The 20,008-nt window shown below is 70.0% G+C and carries 18 protein-coding genes and 1 pseudogene; 14 read left to right on the top strand and 5 right to left on the bottom strand.

What is annotated here, in order from left to right; all coding sequences use genetic code 11:
- The first annotated feature begins 7 nt into the window (after positions 1 to 7).
- The 4 genes from GOARA_RS13695 to GOARA_RS13680 are packed head-to-tail and all read left to right on the top strand — an operon-like array spanning position 8 to position 5,762.
- Complete coding sequence (locus GOARA_RS13695; RefSeq protein ID WP_007322994.1) at positions 8 to 2,005, top strand: VWA domain-containing protein; 1,998 nt, start codon at positions 8 to 10, stop codon at positions 2,003 to 2,005.
- 10 nt (positions 2,006 to 2,015) lie between these two features.
- Positions 2,016 to 2,633: a cob(I)yrinic acid a,c-diamide adenosyltransferase gene (gene cobO / locus GOARA_RS13690; protein WP_007322993.1), complete on the top strand. Its 618-nt coding sequence runs from the start codon at positions 2,016 to 2,018 to the stop codon at positions 2,631 to 2,633.
- A 19-nt stretch (positions 2,634 to 2,652) separates the two neighbouring features.
- Complete coding sequence (locus GOARA_RS13685; protein ID WP_007322992.1) at positions 2,653 to 4,065, top strand: cobyrinic acid a,c-diamide synthase CobB; 1,413 nt, start codon at positions 2,653 to 2,655, stop codon at positions 4,063 to 4,065.
- Positions 4,065 to 5,762: a sensor histidine kinase gene (locus GOARA_RS13680; protein ID WP_007322991.1), complete on the top strand. Its 1,698-nt coding sequence runs from the start codon at positions 4,065 to 4,067 to the stop codon at positions 5,760 to 5,762. The genes GOARA_RS13685 and GOARA_RS13680 overlap by 1 nt, the downstream gene beginning before the upstream one ends.
- A 7-nt stretch (positions 5,763 to 5,769) precedes the next feature.
- Here GOARA_RS13680 and GOARA_RS13675 read toward each other — a convergent pair whose 3' ends face one another.
- Entirely contained in the window at positions 5,770 to 6,423 is a 654-nt protein-coding gene (locus GOARA_RS13675) for a response regulator (protein ID WP_040523302.1), read from the bottom strand.
- Between the two features lie 114 nt (positions 6,424 to 6,537).
- On the opposite strand from GOARA_RS13675, the gene GOARA_RS13670 reads away from it, so the two are divergent.
- The 3 genes from GOARA_RS13670 to cobA are packed head-to-tail and all read left to right on the top strand — an operon-like array spanning position 6,538 to position 9,114.
- A complete protein-coding gene (locus GOARA_RS13670) occupies positions 6,538 to 7,581 on the top strand; it encodes an acyl-ACP desaturase (protein ID WP_040523301.1) in 1,044 nt (347 codons plus the stop codon).
- On the top strand, positions 7,578 to 7,826 hold the full coding sequence (locus tag GOARA_RS13665) for a hypothetical protein (protein ID WP_007322988.1): 249 nt from the start codon (positions 7,578 to 7,580) through the stop codon (positions 7,824 to 7,826). Before GOARA_RS13670 ends, GOARA_RS13665 begins: the two co-directional genes overlap by 4 nt.
- Positions 7,827 to 7,878: 52 nt before the next feature.
- The gene (gene cobA / locus GOARA_RS13660) at positions 7,879 to 9,114 is read left to right on the top strand and encodes a uroporphyrinogen-III C-methyltransferase (RefSeq protein WP_007322987.1); all 1,236 of its coding nucleotides are present in this window, start codon (positions 7,879 to 7,881) and stop codon (positions 9,112 to 9,114) included.
- A gap of 28 nt (positions 9,115 to 9,142) precedes the next feature.
- Here cobA and GOARA_RS13655 read toward each other — a convergent pair whose 3' ends face one another.
- Positions 9,143 to 9,796 (bottom strand): GAP family protein, encoded by a 654-nt coding sequence (locus tag GOARA_RS13655; protein WP_007322986.1) that lies wholly within the window; start codon positions 9,794 to 9,796, stop codon positions 9,143 to 9,145.
- Positions 9,797 to 9,929: 133 nt separating this feature from the next.
- On the bottom strand, positions 9,930 to 10,670 hold the full coding sequence (yaaA, locus tag GOARA_RS13650) for a peroxide stress protein YaaA (protein WP_007322985.1): 741 nt from the start codon (positions 10,668 to 10,670) through the stop codon (positions 9,930 to 9,932).
- A gap of 56 nt (positions 10,671 to 10,726) precedes the next feature.
- Between yaaA and GOARA_RS13645 the strand changes: the two genes are divergently transcribed.
- Positions 10,727 to 12,463: a proline--tRNA ligase gene (locus GOARA_RS13645; protein WP_040523300.1), complete on the top strand. Its 1,737-nt coding sequence runs from the start codon at positions 10,727 to 10,729 to the stop codon at positions 12,461 to 12,463.
- On the opposite strand, the gene GOARA_RS13640 is transcribed toward GOARA_RS13645, so the two are convergent.
- Both GOARA_RS13640 and GOARA_RS13635 read right to left on the bottom strand, forming a co-directional pair.
- Complete coding sequence (locus GOARA_RS13640) at positions 12,464 to 12,901, bottom strand: ferritin-like domain-containing protein (protein ID WP_007322983.1); 438 nt, start codon at positions 12,899 to 12,901, stop codon at positions 12,464 to 12,466.
- On the bottom strand, positions 12,898 to 13,440 hold the full coding sequence (locus tag GOARA_RS13635) for a hypothetical protein (RefSeq protein ID WP_007322982.1): 543 nt from the start codon (positions 13,438 to 13,440) through the stop codon (positions 12,898 to 12,900). Before GOARA_RS13635 ends, GOARA_RS13640 begins: the two co-directional genes overlap by 4 nt.
- Positions 13,441 to 13,544: 104 nt before the next feature.
- Between GOARA_RS13635 and rimP the strand changes: the two genes are divergently transcribed.
- The 6 genes and pseudogenes from rimP to GOARA_RS13605 all read left to right on the top strand — a co-directional run bounded on the left by rimP (position 13,545) and on the right by GOARA_RS13605 (position 19,777).
- Entirely contained in the window at positions 13,545 to 14,081 is a 537-nt protein-coding gene (rimP, locus tag GOARA_RS13630) for a ribosome maturation factor RimP (RefSeq protein WP_007322981.1), read from the top strand.
- A gap of 46 nt (positions 14,082 to 14,127) precedes the next feature.
- Positions 14,128 to 15,150 carry a transcription termination factor NusA gene (nusA, locus tag GOARA_RS13625; RefSeq protein ID WP_007322980.1) on the top strand — a complete coding sequence of 341 codons (1,023 nt, stop codon included), beginning with the start codon at positions 14,128 to 14,130 and terminating at the stop codon, positions 15,148 to 15,150.
- A 70-nt stretch (positions 15,151 to 15,220) separates the two neighbouring features.
- Entirely contained in the window at positions 15,221 to 15,541 is a 321-nt protein-coding gene (locus GOARA_RS13620; protein ID WP_050947290.1) for a YlxR family protein, read from the top strand.
- Positions 15,542 to 15,618: 77 nt separating this feature from the next.
- Positions 15,619 to 18,338, top strand: a pseudogene (infB, locus tag GOARA_RS13615) (translation initiation factor IF-2).
- A 42-nt stretch (positions 18,339 to 18,380) separates the two neighbouring features.
- Entirely contained in the window at positions 18,381 to 18,821 is a 441-nt protein-coding gene (rbfA, locus tag GOARA_RS13610) for a 30S ribosome-binding factor RbfA (RefSeq protein ID WP_007322977.1), read from the top strand.
- Positions 18,818 to 19,777: a DHH family phosphoesterase gene (locus tag GOARA_RS13605; RefSeq protein ID WP_007322976.1), complete on the top strand. Its 960-nt coding sequence runs from the start codon at positions 18,818 to 18,820 to the stop codon at positions 19,775 to 19,777. Before rbfA ends, GOARA_RS13605 begins: the two co-directional genes overlap by 4 nt.
- The last annotated feature ends 231 nt before the right edge of the window (positions 19,778 to 20,008 follow it).

The following is a 20,008-nucleotide window of genomic DNA, read 5'->3' as shown; positions in this document are numbered from 1 at the left end:
CTGACCCGTGGCCCCCGATTCGACCATCCGATACCCGTTCAGTGCCGTCGTCGGCCAGGAGCGGCTGAAACTGGCGCTGATTCTGTCGGCGATCGCACCGGGGATCGGCGGTGTGCTGGTCCGGGGCGAGAAGGGCACCGCGAAGACGACGGTCGTGCGCGGGTTGGGCCCGTTGCTGCCGGTCGCGGCCACCGGAGAACCGCCGCGCGTCGTCGAGCTGCCCATCGGCGCCACCGAGGACCGGGTCGTCGGATCGCTGGATCTGACGCGGGTGCTGCGCGACGGCGAGGCCGTGTTCACCCCCGGGCTGCTCGCGCAGGCCGACGGGGGAGTGCTCTACATCGACGAGGTGAACCTGCTCGCCGACCATCTGGTCGACGTGCTGCTGGACGCCGCGGCGTCCGGTCGGGTGACCGTTGAGCGAGACGGCGTCTCCCATACGCAGGACGCGAGCTTCGTGCTCGTCGGGACGATGAACCCCGAAGAAGGCGAACTCCGGCCGCAACTGCTCGATCGCTTCGGGCTCGCGGTCGACGTGACCGCACCGGCCGACGTCGAAGACCGCGTGGCAGTCGTGGAACGGCGTATGGCCTTCGACGCCGACCCCGAGGCCTTCGCGGCTCGCCACGCAGACGAGGAGGCGGCGCTGGCGCTGCGGATCGCCGCGGCCCGCGAGCAGGTGTCGCAGATCGCGTTGCCGTCGGCCCAACTGCGCCGGATCGCGGGCATCTGCGCTCATCTGCAGGTCGACGGGCTGCGCGGGGACATCGTCGTCGCCCGAACCGCCGCCGCCCACGCCGCGTGGCGCGGAGCGGCCGAAGTCGACGAACGTGATGTCGCGGTGGCGGTCGAGCTGGCGCTACCGCACCGGCGTCGGCGCGACCCCTTCGACACCGGAGGCCTCGGGGAGGACGAGATCTCCGAGGCGATGGCCGCCGGCGACGAGGCGGCCGGTGAAACCGACCCCGATCCCGAGCCCGATCCGGACGGCGGTCCGGGAGGCGGCGCCCCGACGAGCGGTGCGGGCGGCGACTCCTTCGACGGCCCAGTGGACGGCGACGGCGGCGCCGGACAGACGCCGACCGACGACACTCGGGCGACGGACCAACCCGACGACGTTCAAGCGGGCGTCGACGCGCGCCGGTTCGGAAGCGCCACGAGTGGGACCACCCGGGTGGCGCGCTTGCGCGCGATCAGCGTCAGCGGGATCGGCGACGGCGATCCCGGCCGGCGATCGCGTGCCCGCACCACCCGCGGTCACACCACCCGCGCCGTCGACTTCGGTGCGGGTGTTCCGGTCCACCTGTTCGGCACGACGCTCGCCGCGGCCGGCCGCCTGGCCGCCGACCCCGACTCGGCGGCTGCCTGGAGGGCGACCGGCCGCAGCCCAGTGCGCGTGGAGGATCTACGCGGAGCCCAGCGCGAAGGCACCGAGGGCAACATGGTCGTCTTCGTCCTCGACCTTTCCGGTTCGATGACGGCACGGCAACGGTTGCGCGCGCTGACCGAGGCGTGCGTCGCGTTGCTGCGGGACTCCTACACTCGTCGCGACCGCGTGGCGGTGGTCGTGGCCCGCGGGTCGTCGGCCCGAGTCGTCGTCCCGCCGACCCGCTCGGTCGATCTGGCGGTCGCACGGCTGGCCGATCTGCGCGTCGGCGGGCGCACGCCGCTCGCCGAGGGACTGCTGGAGGCGCGCGCCCTGATCGAACGCGCCGGCGTGCGCGAGCCGCGCCGCCGCCCGTTGCTGGCCGTGCTCACCGACGGCCGTGCGACCGCGGGGCGGGACGCGGTGGCACGGGCGAATGCCGCGGCGCGGGCCGTGCGGCGCGACGGCGTCGACGCCGTCGTCATCGACTGCGAACAGGGCATGATCCGGCTCGGCTTGGCGGCGGAACTGGCCGCCCGACTCGGCGGGCGGCACGTCCCGATGGCCGAACTCTCCGCCGCCGGGATCACCGGGGCGGTTGCTTCGGCAGCGCCGTCGGGCGCGCCGCGCGTGGCGTAGCGTCAGACTCATGCCCAAAGGAGTTCCGCTCACCGTTCCCGACGACGGGTTGACCACCCGCCAGCGCCGCAACGCGCCGGTCCTCGGGGTGCATACCGGTGACGGCAAGGGGAAGTCCACCGCGGCCTTCGGGATGGCGATGCGCGCCTGGAACGCGGGGATGGACGTCGCGGTGTTCCAGTTCGTGAAGAGTGCGAAATGGCGCGTCGGCGAAGAGACGGCCCTGCGGGCGCTCGGCGAGGTCCACGTGACGACCGGCGCCGGCGGACCCGTGTCCTGGTTCAAGATGGGCAGCGGATGGTCCTGGTTGCGCGCCAACGATTCTGACGGCGACGACCACGCCGAGGCCGCGCGTGCCGGCTGGCGCGAGATCGCTCGCCGCCTCGCCGAGCAGGAGCACGATTTCTACGTGCTCGACGAGTTCACCTACCCGCTCGACTGGGGATGGGTGGACGTCGACGAAGTGGTCGAGACGCTGCGCGGCCGGCCGGGCAGGCAGCACGTCATCATCACCGGCAGGCGGGCGCCGGCACAGCTGATCGAGGCCGCCGACCTCGTCACCGAGATGGTGAAGGTGCGGCACCCGATGGACGCCGGGCGCAAGGGACAGAAGGGCATCGAATGGTAGGCGCTGCGACGGGTGGCCGATGACCGGCATCCCGACGGTCGTGATCGCCGCGCCGTCGTCGGGGAGCGGCAAGACCACGGTCACGACGGGGCTGGTGGGGGCGCTCCGCGCTGCCGGGAGGGTCGTCGCCCCGTTCAAAGTCGGGCCCGACTACATCGATCCCGGCTATCACGCGCTCGCAGCGGGTCGGCCGGGGCGGAATCTCGATCCGAATCTCGTCGGCGACGAGCTGGTCGCACCGCTATTCGCGGCCGGTGCCGCCGGTGCCGACATCGCGGTCGTGGAAGGGGTGATGGGCCTGTTCGACGGCCGCATCACCGCCGAATCGCCAGCCGGTGGATACGGGTCGACGGCACACGTGGCCAAACTGCTGGGCGCCCCGGTGATCCTGGTCGTCGACGTGGCCGGGCACTCGCAGTCGCTCGCGGCGCTGCTGCACGGCTTCGCTAGCTTCGACACCGGTGTGCGCCTGGCCGGGGTGATCCTCAACCGTGTCGGATCCGAGCGGCACGAGGAGGTGGTGCGCGCCGCGGCCGAATCGGTCGGGCTCCCCGTCGTCGGCGTGTTGCGCCGCGACGACGCCCTCTCGGTTCCGTCGCGGCATCTGGGCCTGATCCCGGCCGCCGAACGCACGCCCGAGGCGCGCGACGCGGTGGCAGCGATGACGGCGCTGGCCGCCGCCACGGTGGACCTCGATGCGGTGACCGCGCTCGCCCGGCCGGTGTCGGTGCCGCGGCCGTGGTCGCCGGCGGAGGCTGTGGGCGAGCCGGTGGCCGGTGAGCCCGTCGTCGCGGTGGCCGCCGGCCGCGCCTTCACCTTCGGCTACCCCGAGCACGCCGAACTCCTGACGGCCGCGGGGGCGCGGGTCGTCGAATTCGACCCCCTGGCCCAGTCGCTTCCCGCCGATACCGCCGCGGTTGTCCTCGGCGGCGGATTCCCTGAGGAGCATGCCGACGAGCTGAGTGCGAATCGTCCACTGCGCGAAGCGGTTCGGGCTCACGTCGCCGCGGGCCGCCCGGTACACGCCGAGTGTGCCGGCTACCTGTATCTGACCGGGGGCGTGATCCGCGGCGGCCGGCCGGGACCGGAATTGACCGCCGTGCTGCGGGCCACCGCCGAGTTCCGTCCGCGCCTCACCCTGGGCTATCGCGATGCGGTCGCCCTGCGCGACTCGGTGCTGTACCGCTCCGGCGACCGCGTGACCGGCCACGAGTTCCATCGGGCGACCGTCGATCCGGGGCCGCAGCCCGCCTGGGGGTGGCGGGCCGAGGCCGTGGTCGTCGACGGTCATGTCCACGGTGGCGTGCACGCGTCGTTCCTGCATGTCCACCCGGCGTCGGTGCCGGCCGCGATGAGACGATTCGTCGCGGCCGCCGCGGGTCACGGGGAGAACGCACGGGGCATGCCCGTTTCCCTATCGAGCGAGGACTGATGGAAATACCCGCGGCACCGACGGCGCTGGGGAACCTGCACGCGACCCTCGACACGCTGGCCAGGCACAGCCTGCGCCCGGACAAGGCGCGCGACCTGCTCGAATCAGTCCTGGTGGTCAGCCAGGGGCTCGACCTGGATGCGGCGCTGCAACGGATCGTCGACGTCGCCGCGCGAGTCCTCGACGCGAAGTACGTCGCGCTGGGCGTGCGCGCCTCCGACGGTGGTCTGCGCGAGTTCGTCTACACCGGTATCACGCCCGAGGTCCGCGCGACCATGGGGTCGCTGCCGCGAGGGCGAGGGGTCCTCGGCGTGCTCATCAACGACCCGCACGTTCTGCGCATCAACGACCTCTCACAGCACCCGGCGTCGGTCGGCTTTCCGCCGAACCATCCACCGATGCGCAGCTTCCTCGGTGCGCCCATCCTGATCCGCGGCGAGGTGTTCGGCAGCATCTATCTCACCGAGAAGCGGACGGCCCCGACCTTCTCGGCGGTCGACGAGTCGCTGATCGGCGTGCTGGCGGTTGCCGCCGGAATCGCCATCGACAACGCCAGAGGATTCGAGCGCGCGCGCACCAGGCACACCTGGATGGAATTGATCGCGCGGCGAGGCGCCGAACCCCTCGCCGGGGTCAGCCTGGTGGCCAACCTCAACAACATCAGCGCCGACGTCGCCGAGATCACCGGCGCGCGGGCGGTGTACGTCTACCAGACCGAGGATTCGGCGGCCACGTTGCGCGCGAACTCCGGCTGGCCCGGCGCGGTCGATGCCGTCCGCTTCGGCGAGGCGATTACCGAGACCGCCGAGATGCGGGTTCTGCCCGATTCCGAAGTCGCGGGGTGGGGCGATCGCGACGGTGGATGGCTCACCATCGTGCCGCTGGTGCGCGGTCCCTGGGTGTACGGGGCGATCGTCATCCATCAGGACTCGCGGCCGGACTGGGAGGCCGAGGAGCGCTCCGGCTTGGCGGGCGTCGCCGAGATCGCGTCGTTGGCCATCGCGTACGCCGAGCGCCGCGAGATGGGCCGACGGCTCGAGATGCTCGAGGACCGGCATCGCATCGCCCGTGACCTGCACGACCACGTCATCCAGCGCCTGTTCGCGATGGGATTGACGTTGCAGGCCTTGGCGGTCGCCGGGCACGGCGACGATGCCGCGCCGATCTCCGACGAGAAGCAGCAAGAACGGTTGACCCAGGTTCTCAGCGACCTCGACGGCACGATCGCGCAGATCCGCACCTCGATCTTCGATCTGCAAACGGCGGATCCCACGCGCACGCCGACGCTGCGCCGGCGGGTTCTCGCCGTCGTCGGGCAGGTATCGGGCCACGCGGAGGTCACGCCGATGGTGCGCTTCGACGGGCCCGTCGACACCGTGGTGATCCCCGAACTCGCCAGCCATGTCGACGCGGTAGTCCGCGAGGGACTGAGCAACGCCCTGCGCCACTCCGGCGCCGACCGTATCGAGCTGCGCGTCGTCGCCGAGCCGCGCGCCGGCGAGCTGATCGTCGAGATCACCGACGACGGTCGCGGAATCAACCCGGGCACGCGTCGCAGCGGCCTGGAGAATCTGCGAATGCGCGCCGCGGAGTGGGAGGGCGAGTTCGCCGTCGGGCCCGGCCTATCCGGCCGCGGAACGCGGTTGCTCTGGCAAGTGCCGCTCGTCGAGCGAAAGGGGCCTGACGTTCAGGGCTGAGCGAGGGTTACGAGCCCCGCTGGGAGGTCTTCGTCGCCAGCACGGCGACCTGGGTGCGGCTCTGCAGATCGAGTTTCGCGAGGATCCGCGTGACGTTGTTCTTGATCGTCTTCTCCGCGAGATGCATGCGCTTGGCGATAAGCCGGTTGGTGAGGCCCTCGCCGATGAGGTCGACGATTTCGCGCTCCCGCTCGGTCAGCTTCGCGAAGGGGTTGTCGCTGGCGGCGGTCCGGCCGCGGAGCCGTTCCATCAGAGCGGCAGTGCTGCGCTGGTCGAGCAGATTGCCGCCCGCCGCGACGGTGCGGACCGCTGACACCAGGTTCTGGCCGAGGATCTGTTTGAGAACGAACCCGGAGGCGCCGGCCATGACGGCGGCGAGCAAGGCATCGTCGTCGGCGTAGCTCGTGAGCATCAGGCAGTGCGTGTCGGGGCAGCGGGAGCGCACCTCGCGGCACAGCTCGACCCCACTGCCGTCCGGAAGCCGCACATCGAGGATCGCCACATCGGGCGGGTCGGCGACGATGCCGACCACGGCCTCGGCGACCGACGCCGCCTCGCCGATCACCGTGAGGTCCTCGGCGGTCCCCAGCAGGTCGCGGAGACCGCGTCGGACCAGCTCATGGTCATCGACGATGAAGACGCGCACCGGTGAAGAGGACATGTCTAGAAAGGTACTCGGGCACGTAAAGTCCCGCACTCAACGGGACGCATGTCGCGGTGCCGAGAGGACTTTCGGCTCATGCGACCGCCTCGGCCCGGCGGCAGTCTCGTTGCTATGACCGCTACAGATGTGACCTCACTGACCGAGAAGATGCGGGGCGGCGACCTGCTGCGGGAGCTGGAGCCCATCGCCGCGCGCGAAGTGGACCGCCACATGAAGGCGGCCGTCGACTGGATGCCGCACGACTACGTGCCGTGGGACGCCGGCCGCAACTTCGCCTTCCTGGGCGGGGAGGACTGGGACCCGTCGCAATCGGAGCTGTCGGAGACGGCCAAGGCGGCGATGATCACCAACCTGCTCACCGAGGACAACTTGCCGTCCTATCACCGGGTGATCGCCGAGAACTTCTCCCTCGACGACGCGTGGGGATTCTGGGTGGGCCGGTGGACCGCCGAAGAGGCGCGGCATTCAATTGTGATGCGCGACTACCTCGTGGTCACCCGCGGCGTCGACCCGGTGGAACTGGAGAACACGCGCATGGTCCACATGACGCACGGCTACGACCCCCTCGACCACGCCCGCGAGGTGCACAAGCTGGAACCCTCGTTCCACCAGAACACCGCTTTCGAGATGCTGCTGTCGGTGACCTACGTCAGCTTCCAGGAACTCGCCACGCGCGTCAGCCACCGCAACACCGGCAAGGCCTGCGGCGACCCGATCGCCGACCGGATGCTGCAGCGCGTCGCCGCCGACGAGAATCTGCACATGATGTTCTACCGCAACATCGTGTCCGCGGCCCTCGACGTCGTCCCCGACCTGGCCATGGCCGCGATCCACTCCATCGTGTCGAACTTCGCGATGCCGGGAGCGACCATGCCGAACTTCCGGCGCAACGCCGTACTGATCGCCAAGGACGGTATCTACGACCTGCCGCAGCACCGCACCGAAGTGCTCAAACCGGTGTTGCGCAAGTGGCGGATCTTCGAGCGCGACGACTTCGGCCCCGTCGGGCAGTACTACCGCGACGAGCTGGCGACGTTCCTGGCCGAACTCGACGTGAAGGTCGACAAGTTCGAGGAGGCGCGCGAACGGGCGCTGCAGCGCATGCAGGCCAAGGCCGATCGGGATCGTGCGAAACGAGCGGAGGCGGGCAGGTGACGGCGACGGTGAGCGAGATCGTGACCCCGATGATTCCCGGCTTCGACGCCGCCATCACCATGGCCGAGGCTGTCGCCTGCGACAACCCGACGTGGTGGAACGACGTGCGCAGTCACTCGCCCGACGCCGCCTACGCCAGTTCGGTGCTGCTGGCCGAACTCATTCGTGCGCACGCGCACCGAATGGGCGTGCCGGTCAGCGATATCTGGGAACGGATCCGCACCGCGGGCGAGTTGCCTACCTGAGACGTCTTCCCGCCACCAGCGCTCGCCGAGGGCGCCGGTACGCTTGTCGGCTATGGCAACTGACGATCGACCGGGCCCCGGGCACTACCTCGCCGGACTGAGTCTGGCGGGACGCAGGGTGGTCGTCGTCGGCGGCGGTTCGGTGGCCCAGCGCCGCCTGCCCAACCTGCTCGCGGCCGGGGCACAGGTCGTCGTGATCGCGATCGACCCGACGCCGGCCGTCGAATCGAATCCCCAGGTCGAGATCGTGCGGCGGCCCTACGCCGACGGCGACCTCGACGGCGCGTGGTACGCGATGGCGTGTACCGACGATCCTGCGGTCAACGCCGCGGTCGTGGACGAGGCACAGCGGCGACGCGTGTTCTGCGTGCGCGCCGACGACGCGCGCCTGGGCACGGCGGTGACGCCCGCGAGCGGTCGGGCCGGTGAACTGACCGTCGGTGTGCTCGCCTCGGGCGACCACCGCCGATCTGCCCGCATCCGCGATCAGCTGATGGCGGTCATCGGCAACGCCGGCGGGCCGGCGCCGCTTCCCACAGAGCCGCACGCACCGGGTGTCGCCCTCGTCGGCGGTGGACCGGGCGCGGCCGACCTCATCACCGTTCGGGGCCGTGCCCTGCTTGCCCGTGCCGACGTCGTCGTCGCGGATCGACTGGCTCCGCCGGAACTGCTGGCCGAGTTGGGACCCGACGTCGAGATCGTCGACGCCGCGAAGGTGCCCTACGGCCGGGCGATGCGACAGGAGGCGATCAACGCCGTCCTCGTCGACCGCGCGAAGGCGGGCAAGTTCGTCGTCCGCCTGAAGGGCGGCGACCCGTACGTCTACGGCCGGGGCTTCGAAGAACTCCAGGCATGCGTCGAGGCGGGAATTCCGGTGACGGTGGTTCCCGGTGTGACCAGCGCGATCTCGGCCCCGGCCCTGGCGGGAATCCCGGTGACGCACCGAGGCGTGACGCACGAGGTGGTGATCGTTTCCGGCCATGTCCGGCCGGACCACCCGGATTCGCTGACCGACTGGTCTGCGCTCGCACGGCTGCGCGGGACCATCGTGCTGATGATGGCGGTCGAGCGGATCGACGCCTTCACCAAGGCGCTGCTCGACGGCGGGCGAGACCCGGACACCCCGGTCGCGATGATCGAAAACGCGTCGATGTCGACCCAGCGGATGCTGCGCGCCGACCTCGCGAGTGCGGCTCGAGTGGCCACCGAGGAAGGGCTTGCGCCCCCGGCGATCGTAGTGATCGGCGCCGTCGCGGGCTTCACCGACGCCGACGCCGGGACGGCTTGAGAACCGGCAGGCAGGACTGCCGTCGTTCTCAGAGCAGGCGAAGGACGCCGATGGCCACCAAGAGGACGGCGACCAGGTAACCGGCGGCCCGGACGACCGCCTCCTTGTTGGCGCGTGCTTTGGCGAAGCCGCGGCTGACGAAAGAGTCCGGGGCGCGTCGTACCAGCCCGAGTAGCAGCGCGGTGATGATGGGCAGGCTGAGAGCGACGGTCGCGTAGAGGAACAGCCCCGAGTAGCGCTGCGCGGCTGGGATGTCGCTGGCCGAGAGCACGGCGAGGCCGGCGAAGAACGGCACGGAGGTCGCCGACTGGATCACACCCAGGATCAGGCCGACGACCACAGTCAGCGGTGAAGGGGAGCGGAGCGGTTCCAGGATCCGGTTCATCAAGGCCGACGAGTCGCCGCCGCGGATCGTGAGGATCGCGGTTACCACGCCCGTGAGAATCAGGAGGATGCCGAAAACGGCGGATTCGACGACGTGCTTGACGAACTCGCCGAGGCCGTCGAAGGCCAGCAGCACGACCAGCGCGAGCAGCAGCACCCCTAGCCAGTCGCCGAATATCAGCAGGCTGGCCACGCGAGCGTACCGGCCGGTGGCCGACATCATGGCGAGGGCGACGAGCACCCCGATGAGCAGGACGTTCACCGCATCGACGAACGCGTAGGCGAGGGCGTGGAGCATTGTTTGTTGCTCTCCGATCCTTCGTCAGTCGCATGCGGGGCAGCTGCCCGGCGAGAAGTCTAACGTCCCAGGGTGGTTCGGTCCGCATCGGCGACACGCGGTGTGACGGCGCGCACCCGGAGCCTGGGCGTCGTCAATCGGTGAGCACGACGACCGTGGTCGAATCGGCGATCTCCACGCGCTGGCCGGCGTCGGCGAGGACTCCGGCGACCGCGTTGACGTCGGCGACCTTGCGCCTCGTGCGCACCAGCTCGTGCGCGACCAGCCCCTTGTGGTGTTTGTTGAAATGGCTGACGACCGAGCGCGAGCCGTCAGGCTTCTCGGTCATGACCGTCACGGTCACCGCTCCGCGGACCTTCCCGAGATTCTGGTAGGCGCCCGAGCGCAGATCGACGACGAAGTCGTCGAGTTCGGCGAACACGTCGTGCAGCACGGGCTTCCACGTCGCCGTCAGGGTGGGCCTGCCGGGCAGCTTCGAGCCGGCGGAGAGCCGGTAGGCCGGGATCTCGTCGCCCGCGCCGAGCACGCCGAACAACGCCGAGCCGATCAGCAGCCGGTCGAGCGCCTTGGCCCGCGTCGCACGCGTCATCCCCGGGTAGTCCAGCGCGTCGTACAGCACACCGGTGTAGCGCTGGACCGCCGGTCGGGTCGGGGATTGCCAGAGTTCGGCATTGCGGTCGACCTCGGCGATCGCCATCGCACCGAGCCCCAACGCGGCCCGGCTGGCGTCGAGATCGGACGACAGCGCCACGAGGGATTCGACGAGGCTGCGGCGCACGGCCGTGGCGGCCGGGAACGAGAGGGACTCCAGGTGCAACGGGCCACCGGTGCCGCCGTCCGATTTGGTCTCCGATGGGGGAAGGATCACGCGCACCCCAGCACCCTAGCCAACGGCGATGATCACTAAGCTGGAGCCTCGTGATCACCCGTATGTCCACGCTGTTCCTGCGCACGCTTCGTGACGATCCCGCCGATGCGGAGGTGCCGTCGCACAAACTGCTCGTCCGTGCCGGGTATGTCCGCCGCACGGCACCGGGTGTCTACTCGTGGCTGCCGCTCGGGCTGCGCGTGCTCCGCGCGATCGAGAATGTCGTGCGGGAAGAGATGGACGCCATCGGCGGACAGGAGATCCTGCTGCCCGCGCTGCTGCCGCGCGATCCCTACGAGACGACCGGGCGCTGGACCGAGTACGGCCCTGCGCTGTTCCGGCTCGCCGACCGCAAGGGCACCGACATGCTGCTCGGCCCCACCCACGAGGAGCTGTTCACGCTGCTGGTGAAGGGCGAATACTCCTCGTACAAGGATCTGCCGCTCACGCTCTACCAGGTCCAGACCAAGTTCCGCGACGAGGAGCGGCCCCGCGCGGGCATCCTGCGCGGCCGGGAGTTCGTGATGAAGGACTCCTACTCCTTCGATCTCTCCGACGAGGGCCTCGAGGCGTCTTACCGGGCGCACCGCGCGGCATACCAGCGGATCTTCTCGCGGCTCGGCGTCGAGTACGTGATCGTGGCCGCCACCTCCGGTGCGATGGGCGGCAGCGCGTCCGAGGAGTTCCTGGCCGTCAGCGAGGTCGGCGAGGACACCTTCGTCCAGTGCCTCGAATCCGGATACGCGGCGAATGTCGAGGCGGTCGTGACACCGCCCGGCGAGCCCCGGCCGATCGACGGTCTTCCCGAAGCCGCCGTCCACGACACCGGCGAGACGCCGACGATCGCCACTCTCGTGGAGTGGGCCGACCAAGCCCTGGACCGCGACGTGACCGCGGCCGACACGCTCAAGAACGTGCTGGTCAAGATCCGGCGGCCCGGCGAGGAGTGGCAGATCACCGGCATCGGTGTCCCGGGCGACCGCGAAGTCGACTTCAAGCGACTCGAGGCGTCGGTGGAGCCGGCCGAGGTGGAACTGCTGACCGATGAGGATTTCGCCGCCAACCCGGCGCTGGTCCGGGGCTATATCGGCCCCAAGGGGGTTCAGGCGGCAGGCGGCACGTACCTGGTCGATCCCCGGGTGGTGACCGGCACGGCGTGGATCACGGGCGCCGACGAGCCGGGGCGCCACGTCGTCGACCTGGTCGTCGGCCGTGACTTCACCCCGGACGGCACGATCGAGGCCGCCGAGGTGCGGGAGGGCGATCTCGCCCCCGACGGGGCCGGAAAGCTCGTCACGGCCAAGGGCATCGAGATCGGACACATCTTCCAACTCGGCCGCAAGTACACCGACGCCTTCGACGTCGACGTTCTCGGTGAGGACGGCAAGCCCGTGCGGGTCACGATGGGCTCCTACGGCATCGGTGTGTCACGTCTGGTCGCGGTCATCGCCGAGCAGCGCCACGACGAGAAGGGGCTGCGCTGGCCGCGCGAGGTCGCGCCCTTCGACGTCCACGTCGTGATCGCCAACAAGGACGAGGCCGCGATCGCCGGTGCGCAGGCGCTGGTCGACCAGCTCGACGCCGCCGGCGTCGACGTGCTCTTCGACGACCGTAAAGCGTCGCCCGGCGTGAAGTTCAAGGACGCCGAACTGCTGGGCATGCCGACCGTGGTGGTCGTCGGCCGCGGATTCGCCGAGGGAAAGCTCGAGGTCCGCGACCGCCTGACCGGGGAGACCACCGAGGTCGCGGTCGGCGAGGCGGCTGCCGCCATCACCTCGGCCGTGCGCGGGTCGGCCTAGCTACTTGATCCTCGGATCGCCCGGAACGGCGACGACGGTCGGCGAGATCCCGGCGACCCCGCGCCAATAGGCGGCCCGCACCGCGGAGTCGGTCAGCCCCTCGACGCCGGTTTGCCGCAGTTGGTCGGATTCGGCCTGCTCGACGAGCGCCCGGTAGGCCGTGGCGGCGTCCTCCTCGGCACGCACGGCCGCACTTCCGGCGGAGCGGACATCGGTGACCTGCTGTGGAAGGCGGTAGCCCGCGGCCGGCGTGGGGACCTGGCCGCCGGCCTTCGTGAGGCTTTCGGCCAGCGAGCGGCGCAGCACCCGGTGCGCGGCGATATCCACGGCGACCTGGCTGCGCACGTCGTTGCGGGTGAAAGCGGTTAGCACCCCGTAGGTGAAGATGGCGGCGTCCTCGGCGCGAATCGCCGCGGTGAGCGCATCGGTGACGGTCACGGCAGCAACCCTTTCAGACTTGCGATGGACGCCGAGATCGACGCGGTCAGCCCGGCCTGGAATCCACTCGTCGTCGTCGCGACCTTGCCCGCCGAATCGGCGTCCGCGGTCAGGCTCGTCCCGAACTGTTCGATTCCCGGGGCCGGCGAGGGCGGTGCCGATGTTGTTCCCGGCGCCGACGTCCGCGGTGTCGAGGTGCCCGGTGCCGCGGGCGTCGGGGCCGCGCTGGGCGTCGAGATCAGCGACGCCGACGACGGGTGCAGGCGGGTGATCTCGTCGCGGAGCAGCTTCTCGTGTTCGGCGCGGATGGCCGCGATCTGATCGAGCGCCGCGGCGTTGCGCGTGTCGACGGCACGCAGTTGACGGGCTGTGGCCGCCGATGCCGCGGCAGCGCTGGCCAACGGCACCAGCCGGCCGGCCAGGACCTCTTCGGGCGACGGCTCGCTACTGCACGCCGAGAGCGCGACCGCGCCAAGGGGTACGGCGACCGTCGCGGCGGCGGCACCGCGGAGCAGGGTTCGACGAGACAGGGAAGTCACCTCGGCAATGATGCCATCGCCTAGACTCCTGTGGTGCGCGCCGGGGCCTTCGGAGCGTGCGAGCGGGGACCGACCCGCGACGATGACCGAGGAGTGTGAGTGGCGTGGCGCCCGATGCCGACAGTGTGGCAAAGATCGTGACGCCGATCATCGAAGACACCGGGCTGGAGGTCGACGGTCTGTCGGTCGTACGGCGCCCCGGCAGAGGCGAATCGGTCATCACGGTCGTCGTCGACGGGGACGACGGCGTCGGCCTCGACGCGTTGACCGAACTCACCCGGGCGATCACCGCCGCGTTCGACGAGCAGTCGTGGGCGCAGGACTATGCCCTCGACGTGACCTCGCGCGGAGTCGACAGCCCGCTGACCAAACCGCAGCATTGGCGGCGCAACCGCGAGCGTAAGGCGCAGGTCGTGGTCCGGGGTGCCGGCGGGAGCGGTGCCGCTGCCAACGACGAGAAGTTCACCGGCCGAATCGGTAATCTCGTCGGCGACACGGTGTCTCTCGTCGTCAACCAGAAGGGCCGCATCGCCGTGCGCGAGGTCGCGCTCGACGACGTGGTCTCGGCGGTCGTCGTCGTCGAATTCGGGGAACCGAGCAAAGCGGAGCTGGACCTGTGCCGGGAGAGCGCCGGCGAGTGAACACCCACAATTGAACACCGCACAAGTGAATAGGAGTCACCACGCCATGAACATCGACATCGCTGCCCTGCGCATGATCGAGGCCGACAAGGGCATCCCGATCGACACGGTCATCACCGCCATCGAGACGGCGCTGCTCACCGCGTACCGGCACACCGACGGGTTCGCGCAGCACGCACGGATCGACGTCAACCGCAAGACCGGCGAGGTCCGGGTCATGGCGCAGGAGGTCGACGAGAACGGCGTGATCGTCCACGAGTGGGACGACACCCCCGAGGGTTTCGGTCGGATCGCGGCGACGACGGCGCGCCAGGTCATCCTGCAGCGGCTTCGCGACGCGGAGAACGAGAAGAACTTCGGCGAGCTAGTCGCGCACGAAGGCGAGATCGTCGGCGGTGTCGTCCAGCGCGACGTCCGGGCGAACGCGCGGGACCTGGTCGTCGTCGCGATCGGCAACGAGGCCAACGGCACCGAAGGGGTGATCCCGGCGGCCGAACAGGTGCCGGGCGAGACCTACGAGCACGGCGACCGCATCAAGTGCTACGTCGTCGGTGTGTCGCGCGGACCTCGCGGACCGCAGATCACCCTGTCGCGCACCCATCCGAACCTCGTGCGCAAACTGTTCGAACTGGAGGTGCCGGAGGTCGCCAACAAGTCGGTGGAGATCATCGCGGTCGCGCGCGAGGCCGGACACCGTTCCAAGATCGCCGTCCATACCGGGGTGCCCGACCTCAACGCGAAAGGCGCGTGCATCGGCCCGATGGGCCAGCGGGTGCGCAACGTGATGAGCGAGCTGGCGGGGGAGAAGATCGACATCATCGACTACTCCACCGATCCGGCCGTGTTCGTGGCCAACGCGTTGTCGCCGGCCAAGGTCATCTCGGTGACCGTCGTCGACGAGGCGAACAGGGCGGCGCGGGTCATCGTGCCCGAGTATCAACTATCGCTGGCGATCGGCAAAGAAGGACAGAACGCGCGCCTGGCCGCCCGGCTCACCGGGTGGCGCATCGACATCCGTTCCGACGCCGATCCCGAGCCCGCACCGGCGGCCGGCGGCGCGGCGGTATGACATTGGGGATGGCAGAGGGCTAGACTGGCAAAGGTTGCGCGAAATCTCGCCCTATCCACGGAGAACCTGCATGCGTCATCGTCCGACGAGGATGTGTTTGGGATGCCGGGGACGAGCGGATCGTGCGCAACTGGTCCGAGTGATCGCGCGACGCGGTCCCGACGGACCGGTGGTCGAGGTCGACCACCGCAAGACCCTGCCCGGGCGCGGCGCCTGGTTGCACCCGTCGTCGGAATGCGTTTCCGAAGCGGTGCGCCGCAAGGCGTTTGGCCCGGCATTGCGGGTCGACGGGATTGCCGTCGACCCAGACGGCCTTGTCGCTTCGCTGAATCAGGCGAGCGGCGAGGGCCAACCGGAAGAACAGGTAGCACAAGACATGAGCACACCGTGAAGTTCCCACGATGAGCACGTATCGGAGTTAACTGAGGTCGTAGCGGGTGCCCGCTCGACCTCCAAGTGAGGAGAGCAGTGGCAGGCAAGGCCCGCGTGCACGAACTGGCCAAAGAACTGAACGTCACGAGCAAGGAAGTGCTCGAACGTCTCAAAGAACAGGGCGAGTTCGTCAAGTCCGCGTCGTCGACCGTCGAGGCCCCGGTGGCCCGGCGACTACGCGAATCATTCCCCAAGCCAGAAGCGTCGGCTCCGGCCGACGAGAAGCCGGCTGCGAAGAAAGCAGCGGCGAAGAAGGCCCCGGCCAAGAAGGCCGACGCTGCGGCAGTTCCGGAAACGGTGGCCAAGCCGGCAGCGCCCACGCCGGCGGCGGCGAAGCCCGCCGCACCCAAGCCCGCGGAACCGGCCCCAGCAGCACCGGCTGCCGAGGCGCCGTCGGCGCCAGCGGCATCGGCCGCACCGGCGCCGTCCGCACCCCCGAGCGGCGCTCGTCCTGGTCCCAAGCCGGGACCGCGCGCGCCCCGCGTCGGCAACAATCCGTATTCGTCGGCTCCGGCCCCGGCGCCTCGTCCGCCCGCGGCGCGTCCCGGCGGTGGCACCGCCGGCCCGCGTCCCGGTGGTGCGCCGCGTCCCGGCGGTACCCGGCCCAGCCCCGGCGGCATGCCGCCGCGCCCGAACCCGGGTGCCATGCCCAGTCGTTCGGCCCGGCCCGAGAGCGGTCGGCCCGGTCGCGGCGGACCCGGCGGTGGCGGCGGCGGTCGCCCCGGCGGCGGCGGTGGATACCGCGGTGGTCCCGGTGGCGGCGCGCCCGCGGGCGGTCCTCCCGGTGGCGGCTTCCGCGGTCGTCCCGGCGGTGGTGGCGGCGGTCGTGGTCGCGGCGGTGCCGCGGGCGCGTTCGGTCGTCCCGGTGGGCCCCGCGCAAGGGTCGCAAGTCCAAGCGGCAGAAGCGCCAAGAGTACGACTCGATGCAGGCCCCGACGGTCGGTGGCGTTCGGCTGCCGCGCGGTGAGGGCCAGACGATCCGGCTCGCGCGCGGCGCGTCGCTCTCCGATTTCGCCGACAAGATCGACGCCAACCCGGCAGCACTGGTGCAGGCGCTGTTCAACCTCGGCGAGATGGTCACCGCCACCGAATCGGTGAACGACGAGACGCTGGAGCTGCTCGGCTCGGAGATGAACTACGTCGTCCAGGTCGTCAGCCCGGAGGACGAGGACCGCGAGCTGCTGGAGAGCTTCGACCTCACCTACGGCGAGGACGAGGGCGACGAGGAAGACCTCGCGCAGCGTCCGCCGGTGGTCACCGTGATGGGTCACGTCGACCACGGCAAGACGCGGTTGCTCGACACGATCCGCCAGGAGAACGTCCGCGAGGGCGAAGCCGGCGGCATCACCCAGCACATCGGCGCCTACCAGGTGAACACCAGCCTCAACGGCGAGGACCGCCTGGTGACCTTCATCGACACCCCGGGTCACGAGGCGTTCACCGCCATGCGCGCCCGCGGTGCGAAGGCCACCGACATCGCGATCCTGGTCGTCGCGGCCGATGACGGTGTCATGCCGCAGACGGTCGAGGCCGTGAACCACGCGCAGGCGGCCGACGTGCCGATCGTCGTGGCGGTCAACAAGATCGACAAGGAGGGCGCGGATCCGTCCAAGATCCGTGGCCAGCTCACCGAGTACGGCCTCGTCCCCGAGGAGTACGGCGGCGAGACCATGTTCGTCGACATCTCGGCCAAGCAGGGCGAGAACATCGACTCGTTGCTCGAAGCCGTCCTGCTCACCGCGGATGCCTCGCTCGACTTGCGGGCCAACCCGGACATGGACGCTCAGGGCGTCGCGATCGAGGCCCATCTCGACCGTGGCCGCGGCCCGGTCGCGACCGTGCTGATCCAGCGCGGCACGCTGCGCGTCGGCGACTCCATCGTCGCCGGTGACGCGTACGGCCGCGTGCGACGGATGGTCGACGAGCACGGCGAGGACATCGATGCGGCGCTGCCGTCGCGTCCGGTCCAGGTCATCGGGTTCACCTCGGTGCCGGGTGCGGGCGACAACGTCCTGGTCGTCGAGGAGGACCGCACCGCTCGGCAGATCGCCGACCGTCGCGCCGCGCGCAAGCGCAACGCGCTGGCCGCACGCAGCCGCAAGCGGATCAGTCTGGAGGACCTGGATTCCGCGCTGAAGGAGACCAGCCAGCTGAACCTGATCCTCAAGGGCGACAACTCGGGCACCGTCGAGGCGCTCGAGGAAGCGCTGCTGGGAATCGAGATCGACGACGAGGTGTCGCTGCGGGTCATCGACCGCGGTGTCGGTGGCGTCACCGAGACCAACGTCAACCTGGCTGCCGCGTCCGATGCGATCATCATCGGGTTCAACGTGCGCGCGGAGGGCAAAGCCACCGAGCTGGCCAGCCGCGAGGGCGTCGACATCCGGTACTACTCGATCATCTACCAGGCCATCGACGAGATCGAGAGCGCGCTCAAGGGCATGCTCAAGCCGGTCTACGAAGAGGTGGAGTTGGGCCGCGCCGAGATTCGCGCGATCTTCAAGTCCTCCAAGGTCGGCAACATCGCCGGTTGCATGGTGTCGTCGGGTCTGATCAAGCGCAACGCCAAGGCACGCCTGCTCCGCGACAATGTCGTGGTCGCCGAGAATCTGACGATCTCGTCGCTGCGCCGGGAGAAGGACGACGTGACCGAAGTTCGCGAGGGCTTCGAGTGCGGTCTGACCGTGACGTACTCCGACATCAAGGTCGACGATGTCATCGAGAGCTACGAGTTGCAGGAGAAGGCGCGCGATTAGGGGTTCAGCCCTGGCCGCGCCGCTGGTGAAAGGCGGTTCGTGATGGTGGATCAGGCTCGCGCGGCCCGCTTGGCCAAGCGCATCTCGGCGATCGTCGCGTCGGCGATCGGCTCGGGTGAGATCAAAGACCCGCGCCTGGCGAACGTGACGATCACCGATGCCCGGGTGACCGGGGATCTGCATGATGCGACGCTGTTCTACACGGTGATGGGTGAGACGATCGACGCCGAGCCCGATTACGACGGCGCGGCGGCGGCATTGGCGAAGGCCACCGGGCACCTGCGATCGCTGGTCGGCGCGGGTACCGGTGTGCGGTTCACGCCCACTCTGACGTTCCAGCTCGACACCATGCCCGACACCGCGCGGCACATGGAGGAACTGGTGGCGCGCGCACGGGCCAACGACGAACTGGTGGCGCGCCAGGCCGCCGAGGCCAAACCGGCCGGTGACGCCGATCCGTATCGGGACGAGTCCGACCGGTGACGGCCGCGACGGCGGCCGATGTCGCGTCGTTGTTGGTCGACGCGGACGCGGTGACGGTGCTGTGTCATGTGAGGCCCGACCCCGACACGTTGGGCAGTGGTCTGGCCCTGGGGCAGGCGCTGGTCGGCCTGGGGAAGACCGTCGAGGTCGCGTACCCGGGCGACCTGCCGTTGCCGTCGACGCTCGACGGTCTGCCCGGGCGTGAGCTCCTCGTTCCCGAGGCCGACGTGGTCGGTCATCCGGTAGCCGTGTCGGTGGACGCCGCGACGCTGGGCCGACTCGAGGGCCTTGGCGAGAAGTTCGGCGCGGCGCGGCAGCGGGTGGTGATCGATCACCATGTGTCGAACTCGGGCTTCGGCACGGAAGACTTCATCGACTCGTCCGCCGACTGCACGGCCGCGCTGGTTCTGCAGATCATCGACGAGATGGGTGTGGAACTCAGCGAACCCATCGCGACCTGCGTGTACGCGGGTCTGGTGACCGATACGGGGTCGTTCAAGTGGGCGCGCCCGGCGTCCTTCGCCGTCGCGGCCCGCCTCCTCGAGGCAGGGGTCGACGGGGCCCGGTGGAGTCGTCAGCTCCTCGACAACCATCCGTTCGGCTGGATCCGCGTCGCCAGCGCGGTCTTGGCGAACGCCGAACTGGCCGAGTCGGCTTGCGGCGGAACCGGTCTCGTCTATGCGACGGTGCCTCACGACCTGTTGTCGTCGATGGCGTGGGACGAGTCGGAGAGTCTCATCGACCTGGTGCGCACGGTCCGCGACGCCGAGGTGGCCGCGGTGTTCAAGGAGTCCGAGCCGGGCAGGTGGAACGTCTCGCTGCGGTCGAAGGACCGCGTCGACGTCACCAGTATCGCCCGCGTGTTCGGCGGAGGCGGGCATGTCCGCGCCGCTGGCTACAGCGCAGTCGGCACAGCCGAGGACGTGACGGCCGCCTTGCTGTCGCAGGTGGGCTAGGTCGCCTCTCGGGATGATCTCGATACGCCGCCTCGCAAGCTCGGCGGCACTCGATCACCCAAGATGGTCGCCCCAGACGGGTGTATCGAGACCACGGTCGACGAAATGTGCCGCGCCGTTCGGTCGCGTTTGTCTGCCGGGTGCGGGTGATCTCGATACGCCGCCTCGCAAGCTCGGCGGCACTCGATCACCCAAGATGGTCGCCCCAGATGGGTGGTCGAGTGCCGGCGA

Source organism: Gordonia araii NBRC 100433 (assembly GCF_000241265.1).
Taxonomy (GTDB): domain Bacteria; phylum Actinomycetota; class Actinomycetes; order Mycobacteriales; family Mycobacteriaceae; genus Gordonia; species Gordonia araii.
The sequence above is the reverse complement of the archived record's forward strand: the minus strand, read 5'-3'. Positions and strand labels throughout refer to the sequence as shown.

What these genes read in the sequence shown, in the direction of transcription:
- GOARA_RS13685 (WP_007322992.1), top strand. Translation starts at nt 2,653, where the DNA reads ATGACCGGCATCCCGACGGTCGTGATCGCCGCGCCGTCGTCGGGGAGC.
- rbfA (WP_007322977.1), top strand. Translation starts at nt 18,381, where the DNA reads ATGGTGGATCAGGCTCGCGCGGCCCGCTTGGCCAAGCGCATCTCGGCG.
- GOARA_RS13680 (WP_007322991.1), top strand. Translation starts at nt 4,065, where the DNA reads ATGGAAATACCCGCGGCACCGACGGCGCTGGGGAACCTGCACGCGACC.
- nusA (WP_007322980.1), top strand. Translation starts at nt 14,128, where the DNA reads ATGAACATCGACATCGCTGCCCTGCGCATGATCGAGGCCGACAAGGGC.
- GOARA_RS13655 (WP_007322986.1), bottom strand. Translation starts at nt 9,796, where the DNA reads ATGCTCCACGCCCTCGCCTACGCGTTCGTCGATGCGGTGAACGTCCTG.
- cobO (WP_007322993.1), top strand. Translation starts at nt 2,016, where the DNA reads ATGCCCAAAGGAGTTCCGCTCACCGTTCCCGACGACGGGTTGACCACC.
- GOARA_RS13645 (WP_040523300.1), top strand. Translation starts at nt 10,727, where the DNA reads ATGTCCACGCTGTTCCTGCGCACGCTTCGTGACGATCCCGCCGATGCG.
- GOARA_RS13675 (WP_040523302.1), bottom strand. Translation starts at nt 6,423, where the DNA reads ATGTCCTCTTCACCGGTGCGCGTCTTCATCGTCGATGACCATGAGCTG.
- cobA (WP_007322987.1), top strand. Translation starts at nt 7,879, where the DNA reads ATGGCAACTGACGATCGACCGGGCCCCGGGCACTACCTCGCCGGACTG.
- GOARA_RS13670 (WP_040523301.1), top strand. Translation starts at nt 6,538, where the DNA reads ATGACCGCTACAGATGTGACCTCACTGACCGAGAAGATGCGGGGCGGC.
- GOARA_RS13620 (WP_050947290.1), top strand. Translation starts at nt 15,221, where the DNA reads ATGCGTCATCGTCCGACGAGGATGTGTTTGGGATGCCGGGGACGAGCG.